This is a genomic window from Streptomyces sp. NPDC093089 (assembly GCF_044754405.1).
In the GTDB taxonomy this organism is placed as follows: Bacteria; Actinomycetota; Actinomycetes; order Streptomycetales; family Streptomycetaceae; genus Streptomyces.
Map to the genome: position 1 here is coordinate 16,825 of NZ_JBIVPA010000028.1, position 13,291 is coordinate 30,115.

14 protein-coding genes are annotated in these 13,291 nt (G+C 63.8%); 8 read left to right on the plus strand and 6 right to left on the minus strand.

Annotated elements, in window-relative coordinates; genetic code table 11:
• Nucleotides 1-12 precede the first annotated feature (12 nt).
• Nucleotides 13-810, minus strand: coding sequence for a GntR family transcriptional regulator (locus ACIQFX_RS38680; RefSeq protein ID WP_402473190.1), 798 nt, complete (start codon nt 808-810; stop codon nt 13-15).
• On the opposite strand from ACIQFX_RS38680, the gene ACIQFX_RS38685 reads away from it, so the two are divergent.
• The 4 genes from ACIQFX_RS38685 (at nt 811) to ACIQFX_RS38700 (ending at nt 3,570) form a co-directional block, all read left to right on the plus strand.
• Nucleotides 811-1,281, plus strand: a complete 471-nt coding sequence (locus tag ACIQFX_RS38685; protein ID WP_402473192.1) for an NUDIX hydrolase — start codon at nt 811-813, stop codon at nt 1,279-1,281.
• Nucleotides 1,278-1,634, plus strand: a complete 357-nt coding sequence (locus tag ACIQFX_RS38690) for a hypothetical protein (RefSeq protein WP_402473194.1) — start codon at nt 1,278-1,280, stop codon at nt 1,632-1,634. The genes ACIQFX_RS38685 and ACIQFX_RS38690 overlap by 4 nt, the downstream gene beginning before the upstream one ends.
• Before the next feature lie 502 nt (nt 1,635-2,136).
• The gene (locus ACIQFX_RS38695; RefSeq protein ID WP_402473197.1) at nt 2,137-2,712 is read left to right on the plus strand and encodes a hypothetical protein; all 576 of its coding nucleotides are present in this window, start codon (nt 2,137-2,139) and stop codon (nt 2,710-2,712) included.
• A gap of 42 nt (nt 2,713-2,754) precedes the next feature.
• Entirely contained in the window at nt 2,755-3,570 is an 816-nt protein-coding gene (locus tag ACIQFX_RS38700) for an HNH endonuclease (protein ID WP_402473200.1), read from the plus strand.
• Nucleotides 3,571-3,764: 194 nt separating this feature from the next.
• Here ACIQFX_RS38700 and ACIQFX_RS38705 read toward each other — a convergent pair whose 3' ends face one another.
• From ACIQFX_RS38705 to ACIQFX_RS38720, 4 genes are all read right to left on the minus strand, one after another.
• Nucleotides 3,765-5,783, minus strand: coding sequence for an ATP-binding protein (locus tag ACIQFX_RS38705; protein WP_402473201.1), 2,019 nt, complete (start codon nt 5,781-5,783; stop codon nt 3,765-3,767).
• A 654-nt stretch (nt 5,784-6,437) separates the two neighbouring features.
• Complete coding sequence (locus ACIQFX_RS38710) at nt 6,438-7,112, minus strand: GntR family transcriptional regulator (RefSeq protein ID WP_402473203.1); 675 nt, start codon at nt 7,110-7,112, stop codon at nt 6,438-6,440.
• 8 nt (nt 7,113-7,120) lie between these two features.
• Entirely contained in the window at nt 7,121-7,345 is a 225-nt protein-coding gene (locus tag ACIQFX_RS38715) for a hypothetical protein (protein WP_402473205.1), read from the minus strand.
• Between the two features lie 484 nt (nt 7,346-7,829).
• Nucleotides 7,830-8,108: a hypothetical protein gene (locus ACIQFX_RS38720; RefSeq protein WP_402473225.1), complete on the minus strand. Its 279-nt coding sequence runs from the start codon at nt 8,106-8,108 to the stop codon at nt 7,830-7,832.
• Between the two features lie 78 nt (nt 8,109-8,186).
• Between ACIQFX_RS38720 and ACIQFX_RS38725 the strand changes: the two genes are divergently transcribed.
• The gene (locus tag ACIQFX_RS38725; protein ID WP_402473207.1) at nt 8,187-8,942 is read left to right on the plus strand and encodes a GntR family transcriptional regulator; all 756 of its coding nucleotides are present in this window, start codon (nt 8,187-8,189) and stop codon (nt 8,940-8,942) included.
• 53 nt (nt 8,943-8,995) lie between these two features.
• Here the strand turns inward: ACIQFX_RS38725 and ACIQFX_RS38730 are convergent, their stop codons facing one another.
• Complete coding sequence (locus tag ACIQFX_RS38730; RefSeq protein WP_402473208.1) at nt 8,996-9,553, minus strand: hypothetical protein; 558 nt, start codon at nt 9,551-9,553, stop codon at nt 8,996-8,998.
• Nucleotides 9,554-9,996: 443 nt separating this feature from the next.
• On the opposite strand from ACIQFX_RS38730, the gene ACIQFX_RS38735 reads away from it, so the two are divergent.
• From ACIQFX_RS38735 to ACIQFX_RS38745, 3 genes are all read left to right on the plus strand, one after another.
• On the plus strand, nt 9,997-11,598 hold the full coding sequence (locus ACIQFX_RS38735; RefSeq protein WP_402473211.1) for a restriction endonuclease: 1,602 nt from the start codon (nt 9,997-9,999) through the stop codon (nt 11,596-11,598).
• Between the two features lie 226 nt (nt 11,599-11,824).
• Nucleotides 11,825-12,169: a hypothetical protein gene (locus ACIQFX_RS38740; RefSeq protein WP_402473213.1), complete on the plus strand. Its 345-nt coding sequence runs from the start codon at nt 11,825-11,827 to the stop codon at nt 12,167-12,169.
• Between the two features lie 326 nt (nt 12,170-12,495).
• On the plus strand, nt 12,496-13,125 hold the full coding sequence (locus ACIQFX_RS38745; protein WP_402473216.1) for a hypothetical protein: 630 nt from the start codon (nt 12,496-12,498) through the stop codon (nt 13,123-13,125).
• Nucleotides 13,126-13,291: the final 166 nt, after the last annotated feature.

A 13,291-nucleotide genomic window follows, 5' to 3' on the forward strand; every position in this document is an offset into this window, starting at 1 on the left:
GTTGAGCGAGCGTCAGTCGGTCGCGGGGATCCGGTACTGGAAGACGAACTGGTCAGCGGCCATTAGGGTGTCGCAGACCTCCACGACCCGCCCCGCCTTCGTCACGGCATCCCGCAGCAGGTGCACCACGGAGGCACCAGGACTAAGAGTCAACTCCGACGCTTCGGCCTTCGAGGCCGGTCGAGCCTGAAGCGTCTCGATGAACTCGGCGAAGGTGTGGCCGTGGTCTTCGAGCCGGGCGTAGATGCCACCGGGGCCGGGGTTCTCGGCGAACAGCTCAGGGATGTCCTTCACGACGTCCCAGGGCAGGTACGACGAGGCGGTCTCGACGGGCGTCCCGTTCCGGAAGTACAGCCGCCGCCGCGCGAGCACCTGCGTCCCCGCATCGACACCGAGCCGTTCGGCGATGTCCGCCGGCGCCTCCATGGGTCCGATGTAGAGGACGCTCACCTTGGCGGTGGCGCCGGCCTGCTCGGACTCGGCGAGGTAAGCAGCCTTCCCGCCCCGCCGATGCGAAGCGCGGAACCGATCCGAGGACCGAAGCCGCACGGGAGGCCGGTCCTTAACGATCGACCCCTTGCCGTGCCGAGTCTCGACGAGCCCACTGGCCCGAACCTCGACCATGGCCTTCCGAATAGTCCCCCCAGCAACCCCGTATCGCTCGACGAGCTCCGACTCACTCGGAACCATGTCGCCGGCCTTGAGGACGCCGGACCGGATCTGCTGGACGATCTCGTCCGCGATCTGCACGTACCGAGGTACGGCCCTGCCAGCTCCTGCTGGAGTTCCCACAGTCCTACCCACTCTCATATGCTCCTGTACATGAGTAACGGGAGCGCGGGAACAAAGTCAACGCCACTCCACTCGGTGTCCGTGGCCGGAGCGGTAGTGCGCGAAGACGGCCGCCTCCTGGCCATCCGCCGAGCGGACAACGGCACATGGGAACTCCCAGGTGGAGTCCTAGAACTCACCGAGGCCCCGGAAGCGGGCGTCGCCCGCGAGGTCCTGGAGGAGACGGGCATCCACGTCGAGGTGGACGAGCTGACGGGCGTCTACAAGAACACCACCCGCGGCATCGTCGCCCTGGTCTTCCGCTGCAAGCCCTCCGGAGGCACCGAGCGGACCTCAGACGAGTCCACCGCGGTCGACTGGCTCACGCCGGCCGAGGTCGAAGAGCGCATGGCCGAGGTCTACGCGATCCGCCTCCTGGACGCCCTGGACGAAAACGGCCCCCACGTCCGCAGCCACGACGGACGGCGCCTCCTGGAGAAGCCCGCGTGACGAAGCCGAAGCAGCTGAACGAGTTCGAGAACGTCTACGACTTCCTGCGTCAGGTCCGCCTCCGACCCGAAGGGTGGGTTCGCCACGGTTCTCTGACGCACCTGGGCGCCATGCTTGCTGGCTACAGAGTGGCCGTGGCGGTGTACAACGCCGAAGAGGACTTCCCCTTCTGGACTCCAGGCGACGTATCCCCCTTCGATGCCTGGCTCGGCCATCGCAACGGCCGCCTGTCTCCCTTGGGCTGGGCGATAGAGATCGAGCGCGAAGCCGAGACCACCAACACACCAGCCATTGAGCTGTTCTTCACCCTGCTCGACCAGTTCCAAGCCGAGCGCCAACAGTTGGTGCGGTAAGACTTTCTCTACTTCATCAAGGCACCCGCCGCGCACGGCGCGGCGCGTGCGGCCCGTCGCCCGGGCCTGCGCTCCTGTCTCCGCCCCGCTCCAGCCCGGCCGCCGACCGCACGCCTGACAGCTCGGGTTGATGGGTGACGAACCCACGACATGGCCGAGGCGGTACGCGATTACGGCCCAAGACGATGCCTCCGGCGGGGGCGCTCAGGCTCCGGGATGGGAGCGGCCCGCGGGCGGGTGCCGGCCGGTGGGGTGTGGCGGTGGGGGCTCCCGTCCCGTCTGCCGTCGACCCAGGCAGAGCCGAGCAGACACGGCACCGGGCGTCCAGGTCGTTCGTCCAGTTGGGCGCTCCACCTGGACGCCCGGCACCGCGCCTGCTCCACGGTGTATGGGTCGACGGCAGACGGGACGGGAGTCTGGGGCGCATGGCGAGCAGGCTCTCAGCCGCCAACAATCTGACGAACCTGCTGTCTCGGCTGACGCCTCACGCGAGAATGCTTCGATGGACTCAGCTAGTACCGCGGCAATCATTGGGGCAACACTAGGAGCAGGGGGCGCAACTCTAGGCGCTTGGATCGCCATGCTTGGTGCTCGGGCTCAAGCCCGCGCCCAGGTCGAAGTGGCGAGAATCCAAGCAGAATCCGCCAGCCGAACCGAGGCCATATCGAGAAGAAGAGCAGCATTCTCGGAATTTGGGGCAGCGGTCGAAGATGCACGGATGCAGTTTGTTTACCTAGAGGAAGTTTGGGAGCGCCACAAAAGGGCACCGGACGAAGATCTAGAACGCGAGCATGGCGCGAAAGTGGAAATTCTCAATAGATCCATTCGGGATCTTCAATCTAAAGAGTGGGCTTTGCGATTCACTCTCTCCGCTGCCGGGCAAGGCATAGTAACCGAGGTCGTGCAGTCGGTATTCCAGCTGCACAAGCAGATGGACCGCCGATGGATCATGATCTACACGGGCGAAGACGAAGAATTTCTCCAAGAAGAAGGTGAACTTTCGCGTCAGCTCTTCAACCAGCTCCACGCCAGGCTATACGATCTCGCGGAGAGTATTCACAAAGAGTTGCCTTCGTGAGAATCCGCTAGATTAACGCTGACGGGACCAGGAGCAATACGGATGACGATGCCTAAGCAGGCAGGCTTCCAGGTCAAGGCTGTAAAGAATCCTGACTGGGCTCGGGACGAGATCATCCTTGCCTGTCAGCTCGTGATGGACAACGGCTGGAAGGGGCTGGATGCTCAGGACGCCAAGGTGGTTGAGCTGTCCGGCCTGCTCCAGCTGCTTCCCATCCATGCCGAGGCAGATCGCAACGAAAAGTTCCGCAACCCGAATGGAGTGGCGCGCAAGACGTTCGACATCGCCACCCGATATCCCGAGTACCGGGGCAAGCCCACTAATGGCGGCGCTCTTGACGTTGCGGTGCTGATGGATTTTCTTTCCCGCCCCGACGAGATGACCCGGGTCGCTCGGCTCATTCGGCAGGGCATCGCGGTCGGCGAGCTGCAGAGCCTTGCGCCGACCGACGACGAGGTGTTCGACGACTACAGCGCTCCTGAGGGACGGCTCCTCATGCGCCGGCACCAGGCCCACGAGCGTAATGGGAGCCTGCGGAAGAAGAAGATCGCTTCTGTAACTCAGCGCGGTGGGCAGCTGGCGTGTGAGGCGTGCGGGTTCGACTTTGAGGAGGTCTACGGCGACCGTGGTGCTGGGTACATCGAATGCCATCACGTCGTGCCGTTGCACGAAGCTGGCGAGGGACGGACCAAGCTCAGCGATCTCGCCCTCATATGCGCCAACTGCCACCGCATGATCCACCGGCGTGCGCCATGGCCGACCCCTGAGGAGCTGCGGGCTTCCATCGAGCGAAACCATGCAGCTGACAGGCGTGCCGCGGAAGCCATTGCACGGCCGCGCAGGGGGGCTTGTGACTGATCGCCTCACGCTGCGCGTCCCCGCGGTAGCCACTTTAGGGTGAGTCTCTAAGACCGCGGCCCCCAACGCCTTTCTCTGCCGGGCAGGTAGGTCCACAACCCGCCCGACGCGCCATGAGCTTCAGGGCCATGGTTACTCACGTCAAGGAGATCCAGCCCAAAGCCGCTCCGCCAGCCTCGGATCTCCCCCACCTCTTACGCAGGGCCATCATCACCCTCATCCGCAGGACCAAAACGAGGAACGCCGTATTCAACATCTTGAACCCCAAGCCCCGCCCGCCTGTCAGCCGGGGAGCGATAAGCCCCAAGGTCGAGAACCTTGCGCGTCTGAACGACTTCTCGCCGCTTTCGATCAAATCCGTCAGACGAGACGTCTGATTTAAGAACCTCACGGTAGTGATCGTAGTACTTGCTTACCTGCTGATAGACGCCGTTCCATGTGAGTCGTTCGGCAGAGCTGTTCCAACGCTCGAGGGGGAATTCGTAACGATCCCCACTAATGAAGACCGCTTCGATCTTCGAATACGCCGAAGCCAGAGCATCTACATACCTATCCAGCTTCTGGACATCATCGCGTGTCACAGTGTGCCCCGAGCGCTTAATCTCGACGACTTTGAGTGTTCCGTCTCCAGTAAGCGCCAAGAAGTCATAGCGGGAGAGATCCTTTTCGTCAAAGTCCCGCACTTTCCATTCCCTCAGCTGCTTACTGATCTGCTTCTCTTCGTACAGTACCTGCCATTCCGGGTTAATGAGCCAGGGGTACCAGGCGATTAGGTCGTGCAGATTCTCCGACCCCGCAGGATGGGCAGTTTCCGAGATGTTCTCAACAAGTGCACGGTTGAACTTGTCGATAATTGCGATCCTTCCATCGATCACTTCTAGAATCGCCCGGCTCTCAAGCACTTTCCATTTAGCTATCCGCTCAACCATCTCCTGGAGGCGCTGCGGATCATGGCTCACCTCCTCGATATCTGAAATGATGTCGTGAAAGTGTCGGTACTCAAATGCCTTGATCATCGAGTCGGCGAGAGGGCGGGTCTTCTCAGTCTCACTTCCCGACTGACCGAGAGAGTGCAGAAATTTTTTGATCTGACTCCTGGAAGGTTCATCCAGTGCCTCGATACGGGCGGTGAAATCCGGATCCTCCCAAACGCTCTTTACAACGGAAGTGCCACGTCGCCCAGCCCAGTCCCTAAGGGCCTTCCTCGTGATCTTGGCACCCCACTCCCGGAGCTCCTTCGATACATCTGCCTCCCAGTCGATCTCCTGCCTATCGGTAGAGATCACGTCAGAGGAGTCGTCCGATCCCTCGTCAAGGAAATCGGCATGGATTTCGCCGTGGAGGTGTCGCATTCCATGTTGCCCAGAAGCGGTGCCCTCTGCAAAGAAGAAGAAGGGTGACGTCTGCGCAATCTTCCCATTCACGTAAACGGCGAATCCGCGCAGGATGGTGCTCGCCAGTGGAACTTCAGAGAACCCGTAAAAATAGCGAATATCTCGCCCACTGGGGAGCTTGAAAGTCTCAAACCCTTGCGCCGGAACTCTTTCCTCGAAGTCGATGTGCGGGTCCTCGACCAATATGTCATTGACAGTGATTGTCATCTCGCCCCGCGTGAGCCTGCTGAAGCGGCGCGCAAGGCTCTCGCGCAGGGACTCGGCGTCAAGTGGAGTAGAGTGCTTCAAATTTGCGAGAACAATCTTCGTTCCAGACGAACCAGCCGTCTGGCCCGGTGTCCCGATTCGGGCGCGAATTGGGACCGGCTCGACCAGCTGTCCTGGCGTTGTGTCCCGTTTTAGTTCATCCAGGTCCATTTCAAACGAAGTGAACTGCCCGTCCCGCCACGTTGAAACTTGCATTTTCGAGGCAATTCCGAAACCGGCTAGCTTACCGATCCCCTTTCTCCCCATGATTCTCCGCTGAGGGACTGGATTTTCGTCGGCTCCAGATGACCGACGGTTGCGCCCGACAACGAGGTAGTCGCTCTGGACCTCATCTGATGTCATTCCGATTCCATCATCGGAAATCGAAATAATGGACGAGTTCCGCGAGTATCCGTCCACATCAATCGAAATCTCTACACTTCTCGCACCGGCATCCCAGCAATTTGCGACTAGCTCTGCAATTGCAGTGTCACGCCGTTTGTACATCTGGGCACCCAAGTGCTCCAGGGTCCGCCCCAATACTTGAATGGTGTATGTGCGAGTGCTCTCCATGGCAGGATCCTAGTCTCAACCTTCCAGGGCTGCTGTCCAGTTGCCAATCCTCGCTGCCGGAATGTGGCTGGACGGGGATGAGGGGGCGACGCCGTGTGTTGCGACCGTTGGCGCCATCCCCAGGAAGGAGCAGGACATGGAGGGCCGCTTCCGGTAAGCGCGCGGCCTATTCGTGGACCAGCCGTGCGCTCTTAGCACCTCCTGTGTCCCTGAACTGCGGAGACGTGTGCTGAGCACAGGGTCTCCGGAGCCGTGTGCAGAGAAGCCCCGGACCTTGGTCCGGGGCTTCGACTTGTTGCGGTACCTAACTGCTAACCGAAGGCCGCAGCGGGGAGCCAAGGGGCGCATCTTCTTCTCCGTGCGCGGCGGAGTCCGGCGCAGGAAGGCGGTGGCCGCGGCTCACGGCCACGCGGAGTGTGTCCCGCAGGGCCTCCGTGAGATCCCTCGCCAGGAGGCGGAGTTCCGTCGGCCCAGACTCCGCGTCGGCGGTTACCTCCATGGCGTGCTCCAGGAGCTCTTGCCCGACGTCGAGTTGCGCAGCTTCCGTGGTATCGGCCAGGCGGGACAGGTGGCTGCTGGCGTCGTCAGTGCTCAGATAGCAGGGCTTTCCGTCAGGGCCCGACCAGGGGAGGAGGCGGAGCTCGTTGGGGGCTTTCATCTTTCCATCCTCATCTCTTCGATCGTGTGGTGAGTGGTGAAGAGCGCTTCGGCACGGTCGCCGGGGAGGGTCAGGCGAGCCACCTCGATTACACGGCCCGTGATGTCGGCAGACACTCGCGTGATCGCGAGCACGGCCAGCGAGGTGCTGAGTCGGAGGGCGGAGGCCTCTTCTGCGGTGGGGAGCCGGGCGGTGACCAGTTCTCGGGTCTCCGCCCGTCCGGGGCGAGGCCACCACGGCAGTTCGGCCGGTTCCAGGTCGCGCGGGACGTAGACGCGGGCCAGGCTGTGCGGCCTCTCTCCCTGGTGGGCGAGGCATAGGAACTCTGTCAGTGGAGTGCGCGCGCGGACTTTGAGTAGAGGGATGAGGTCTCCGCGTGCTCGGAGGTTCGTGGTGCGGATCGTGACGTGGAGGTCTACGTCCGGGGTGAGGCGGCCTTCGGTGTACGTGAGTCTGCGGAGAGGGCGGCGGACGAAGTTGCCCTTGCCGTGGATCTTCTCGATTAGGCCCTCGGCCTGGAGGAGCGCGAGGGCGTTGCGCAGGGTCGGGGTGCTGACCTTGTAGTCCGCAGCGAGTTGGGGCTCCGAGGGGAGGCGGGCGCCAGCCTTCAGACGGCCAGTGGTGATCCGGGCCCGGAGGTCGGCGGCGATGGTGTGGCGTAGAGACGGCATGGGGGCGATCACCACCTTCTGAGTACTCGTACGGCGATTAGGCGCGTACGGATGTGCATGGTCAGGAGTTCGCCCGATTCGAAGAGGAGGCGCTTGGCGCCGCCGGGCAGTTGGCGGAGGTCAGCTACTCGGCATGGTTGGCCGCCGATCTGGATGACGTCGCCTCGCTGCACGGTGGTCGTGGTGATCTCGACCGGGGAGGCGAGTGCGCCACTCGGGGGGAAGCTGTTCACGAGGTCGCCTTCGGTGACGTGGTCGCGGAGTGGCAGGAGCAGGCACACGCCTCGTAGATGACCGGGATGCCGATCGGCGCCATCGTTGGGGAGGAGTGCGTGCATTCGTGGTGGGTGCCGATCCGGCATGCGCTGGATCGGTAGGGCATGGTCGCCACCGGGGGAACGCGGGTCATCCGTGGACCTCCGCCGGCACGAAGCAGGCATGGGTGAAGAGGTGATGCGGGATCGGCTCCGAGCTCTGCCGGGTGCACTGCTCGCCGACCAGGACGTACGGGCGGACGAGGGCCGCCTCTTCGCCTAGGAGGAAGTCCGTGTGGTCTCCGAGCTGCCGGAGGAACAGCGCCAGTTCTTCGGACGGCTTGGGGTGGATGGGCGTCGGGCGCGTTGGTGTTAAGGCCTTGCGGTGTCGCGCCCTTGGAGCGTGCCGCTCCCTGGAGCGTCTGATGGCGTGACGGATACGGTTGAACATGCTGATCAGCTCCTATCGCTGATGGCCAGGTCCCCGGACATCGCCCGCCGCGGGGACCACTTTGTTCACGGCGGCCCATAGGGTGCGGCCGCCCAGGCTGGTGGCCAGGAGACCGAATCGGTCCGCCGCAGCCACTACTTCCAGGACCTCCCGCCATGTCTCGGCGGGGAGGGAGCCCGGTACCTCCGCTTCGATCGACGTGTGCCGGGGGTGTTCCTCCATGCGTGTGGCGAGTCCAGCGGCTGACAGACGGGCAGCGAGGACCTCTGCGCTTACTTCTGGAGCAGGCACAGGGCAGCCTCCGTCACCGGCGATCACTTTAAGTGAAGCTAGTTAACTAGATTAGAGCTAGTGGACTAGATTTTCCATATGCCTGAGCAGTCGCCATACCTCCGCATCGCCGACGAACTGCGGCGGCGGATTGCGGAGCACGAGTGGACTCCTGGAGACCGGCTACCCTCTCGGGCCCAGATCGGCCAGGAGTGCGGGGTGGGCGAGAACGTCGTTCGCCGGGCCCAGGAGCTGTTGATCTCCCAGGGTGTGCTGGAGGGGCGGGCCGGGTCCGGGACCTATGTGGCCGAGCCCCGGCAGCGAGTGAGGATGGTTCGGTCCGCGGCGCGCGAGCAGCCGGACAGGTCGCCGTTCCGGGCCGACATGAAGGCCGTGGGGCGGAATGGCGGCTGGGAGAGCCGGACCGATGCCAAGGTGCCCGCGCCGGCGGAGATTGCTGCGCGGCTGGGGGTCGGTGAGGGCGAGTTGTGCGTCCGGACCGTGTACGAGTTCCTTGCCGACGGGCGGCCCGTGCAGTTGTCGACGAGCTGGGAGCCGTACGACCTCACCGGCGGGACCCTCGTCGTCCTCCCTGAGGGTGGGCCGCACGCTGGGGCCGGTGTCGTGAACCGGATGGCCGAGATCGGCGTAACCGTCAGCCATGCCGTTGAGCAGCCGGAGCCACGGCAGGCGACCACCGAAGAGGCTTCACTCCTTGGGATCCAGAAGGCCGCGCTCGTCACGCACATCCGGCGGACGTACTACAGCGACGAGGGGCGGCCCGTGGAGACGGCGGACATCGTCGTCCCCGCCGCCCTCTGCGAGATCATCTATGAGATCCCGATCAATCGTTAGCGGGAGTCCCGTAGGGCGGTGATTCCCATACCGGGTGAACGACGGTGGGTGCCTCAATAAGCGACGCAGGGTGTTGCTACAGGTGACTCGGTTTTGCCGTTCAAGGCTCTTCGGGCGGCGTTCGACATGAATCCCACTGCCTGAATCCTCGCGTGTCCAGCGTCAACCATGCTTTGGACAGACCCGCTACCTGAGCGGTGTGCATGCATGGCTTCTAGCTCTCGATCAAGGCTTCGACGCGCATGAACGGCTGCGGCGGAGACTTCCTCTGGGCCTTCCACGCTCACGATGGCCTGAGCGAGGATCAGGTCGGACAGAGCACGCTGCACGGCCGAGTGACGCTCTCGATACTCGCCATCGGCGATGTTGGCCTCCTTCGCCTCACGGATCAAGCCAGCACATCGGATGGAGGCAGCGATGAACTGCGTATAGGCCTCCCGTCTGACCGCGCGAGCTTCGGTCTCCCGGCGGTCCGCGCGGTCGGCGGCAGCCAGCTCGCGTTGAGTCGTTGTCTGGTGGCGCACGCCCCGCAACGCGAGCCAGGAGGCGAGCCCTGCTGCGGCGAAGGCAGCGGCGGCAGTTAAGGCAGCAGTTATCAGTGCTTCGCTCACGGTCAGATCCCATCAAACTCAGTGCATCGAGCGCAGCTGATTGGTCCGTTCAGCAGCGAGCTTTACGGCAACATGGCATCCCCGTCGAGGGAAGCCTGACATCCAAAAGTGACATCAACGGCGCCGGACGTGGGCGGTGTCAGGCGGTCAGCAGCGGTGTGCCAGTCCCAGTTCGGGGGCTTGATAGGCCTACTTGGGCGAACTTACGAAGCGGGTGTCGATCGGGCGTCGCAGTCTCGGATACCCCGGCAGAGGTCGACTGTCAGTGCCTGGTGGGAGGGTGCTGTCATGCAGGACGCACTCTTCGACTTGCCGGTGACGCATCCGGAGCACGCCGTGATTGCTCGCGTCGGTCTGAGGTGACGTCCCTGCCCTGCGTGATTCTGCGACGTGGGAGGGGAATGCAGCTGTGTGGCGGAGTAAGGCCAGGGGAGGGATAGCAGGTGGCGCAACGGGGCAGCGGCCGAGGCAACGACTATCAGCGGCAACAGCAAGCGTTACGACGTGCCCAGGAGCAACGGGCACGACAAGCGGAGCGGGAACGCAAGGCCGCCGAGACGGCCAGCAAGCGGCAGGAGCGCGAGCGGAAGGCCGCGTATCAGGAGCACCAGGCCGAGCAGGCGCAGGTGCGCACGATCGGGGTCGAGCACGAAGTCGAGCAACTAGGGCAGTTGCTTCGTGACGCGTTGGTGGGCGATCCGCCTACGACCTTTGAGCGCCGGCGGAGGACTCACACGCCGAACAAGTTTGACGAGCGTCCTTGGTCTCGTCCGGAGCCTTCACCGCGCTGGGAGGAGTTCGCGCCACCGGAGCCTGGCGGTCTGGCTGCTGTCCTGGGTCTTGGCAGGAAGCGCTATGAAGCTGCGGTTGCCGAGGCGCGAGCGCGGTTCGGCGAGGCACAAGAGCGCCACAGGCGAGCAGAGGAGAAGCGCCTGGCGACGCTGGAGCGGAAGCGTGCCGAGCATCGCCAGGCTGAAGCGCAGGCCCTTGACGAGGTGGCGGCTTTCAACGAGAAGTTGGACGAGGAGCGCGAGGCGTACAGGGCCGGGGAGCCAGCGGCGGTCGAGGCTCATCTAGGGGATGTTCTGGATGCGTCGGAGTATCCATTGGGCTTCCCCCACGAGCATCGGATCGCCTTTCGACCCGCCACAGGCGACGTACTTGTTGAGATCCACTTGCCGCCTGAGGCGATCGTTCCTACCGCGCGGGGCTACCGGTACGTGAAGAACCGTGATGAGACGACCGTGTTGCCTCGTCCGGAGAAGGAGCGCAAGGAGATCTACGCCTCCGTCCTGGCCCAAGTCGCTCTGAGGACTGTCCACGAGGTCCTGACGAGCGATCCGGACCGGATCGTCAATGGGGTGATCCTGAACGGCCATGTGAGAACCATCGACCGGGCAACCGGTCAGGAGGTCTCACCCTGTCTGGTGACACTCAGCGCCAGCAGGGAGCAGTTCGGGAAGCTCCGTCTCAGTCAGGTTGATCCAGCGCAGTGCCTCAGGGGACTCAACGCTTTGGTATCTCCCAACCCCTACGATCTCGAACCGATCCGCCCCATCGTCGAGTTCGACCTGTCGAAGTACCGGCTCATGGACAGCATGGACGTAGTCGCAGGCCTGGACAGTAGGCCCGTGCTAGTGAAGCTGACGCCCACCGAGTTCGAGCACCTGATTCGCCAACTGTTTGAGGCAATTGGCATGGAGGCCTGGAACACCCAGGCGTCCAAAGACGAGGGCGTTGACGCGGTGGCTGTCAGCAAGGATCCCGTCTTCAACGGTGAGTGCATCATTCAGGCGAAGCGCTACAGCAAGCTCGTGGGTGTGGAGTCAGTCCAGGCGCTGGCCGGAGTGGTCGAGCACAAGCGTGCTGCCAAGGGGGTCCTGATCACCACATCGTGGTTCGGCAGGGCCAGCCACGACTTTGCCCGCCAACATGGCCGGCTCCAGCTCATCGAAGGGCCGGAACTGAAGTACCTGATCAAGGAGCACCTTGGCAAGGATGTGATCCCGGGCCCGATCCCCCCGAAGAGGCGTCCCACGCGCTGAGGCCGGCGGCCCGCCCACACAGATCGAGTCTCTGACATCCAAGGCTGACATCAACAACGCCGGGCGGAGGCCGTACGCCAACGTCTCTGTCCGGCCATCGCACCAGCGGATGGCAGCTGCTGGAGCCGGGTCGGATTGAGCTTACGAAGCGGGTGCCGATCGGGCGTCGCAGTCTCGGATACCCCGGCAGAGGTCGACTGTCAGTGCCCGGTGGGAGGGTGCTGCCATGCAGGACGCACTCTTCGACTTGCCGGCGACGCCTCCGGAGCACGCTGTGATTGCTCGCTTCCAGCTGGGTGGCGACGACTTCGGTGAACCTGGTCAGCGGTCACTGGTTTTTGAGGCCGAGCGGTCCATCGGGGCCGCGGTCGCAACTGCGGGTGTTGGCGAGGTCGACGGTAATGAGTTCGGTGGGGGCGAGGTCGTCATCTTCGCCTACGGTCCTGACGCAGACGCTCTGTACCGGGTGATGGAGCCGGGCTTGCGTGCGCTTCCGTTTCGGCCGGCGCACGTCGTGCTGCGCTACGGGGAGCCTGCTGACCATGTCGTGAGCGAGCGGGTTGAGCTCTGAGCGTCGCGTGCCAGATACGTGCCAGATCGAGCGGTCAACCACGGTCACTGGAGGGTCGCAGCGGCGTTCACAGCTTGTGTGGGTCGTCGCAGCGCACAGAGGGGCTGAGCTGCGATGACGGGTCAGCTGCGGGTGCCAGGCTTACAAAGCAGATGTCGGCGGTTCGAAACCGTCCGCGCCCACCAGTGCAAAGGCCCCCAGCCGATCATGGCTGGGGGCCTTTGACATCTACTTCTGACATCAACGTCCATGGTCACTTGGGCCCGGGGTTCTGTCCGGCCGATCATGGTGCGCGTCAGGGCTGCGATTCCGTCGAAGGGGGAACGGTGGAGGACGTTTTCGATACGACCGGCAGACCGCCGAAGGGCTGGATGCACGCGATCTTCCACGGCGGCCCGTACGGCGAGGACGTGGGTCGCTGCATCCCCGGTCCTCCCGCGCCGGAAATCTTCGCGGTGCCGCTGGCCGAGGGCGGTGTCCATACGTACCGCCTGTGGACGGTGGGCTCGTGGTCCGATCCGGAAGACCCCATAGCCGTCTACAACCCTGACGGACCCCCCATACCGCCGTCTCCATTGACCGCCCAGGAGAAGAAGTGGCTTCGGGAGGGGCGGCAACGGGATGGGCTCGGGCCAGTCCGGCTTGACGCAGTGGTCACCGGCGGACGGGCGGAGTGGGACCCGGATGTCCCCACCATCGCGGCGATGCTTACCGGGCTGCGGCACAGGGAGCACCTGCTTCTCCAGCGGCTGACCGACCACGATGAGGGCGACTGGTACATCCAAGTCCTGCTCGATGAGGACGACACCTACGAGGTGGTTCACCACGCGGGCACGGCCGCTGAGCGCGAGGTGACTCGGTCAGCTTCCCAGGCCGCAGTCCGTGATGCCGTCCTCCGCTGGGCAGCCGAGCAGCCGACCTGGCGAACCGCACTTGAATGGCCTAAGAGGTCCTAACAACGCGCGAGCGTCTACTTCTGTGAGGTCCGGGCTATCAGAGAAGGTCGGTTTCGTCATAGAGGCGCCAGTGCCACCAGCCTCCTCTGCGATGCGGATGCTGGTAGGCGAACGGGTCAGGGAGAGTCCTACGCCGTAGTTCGTCGTCCATCGGCGCCAGTAGGGC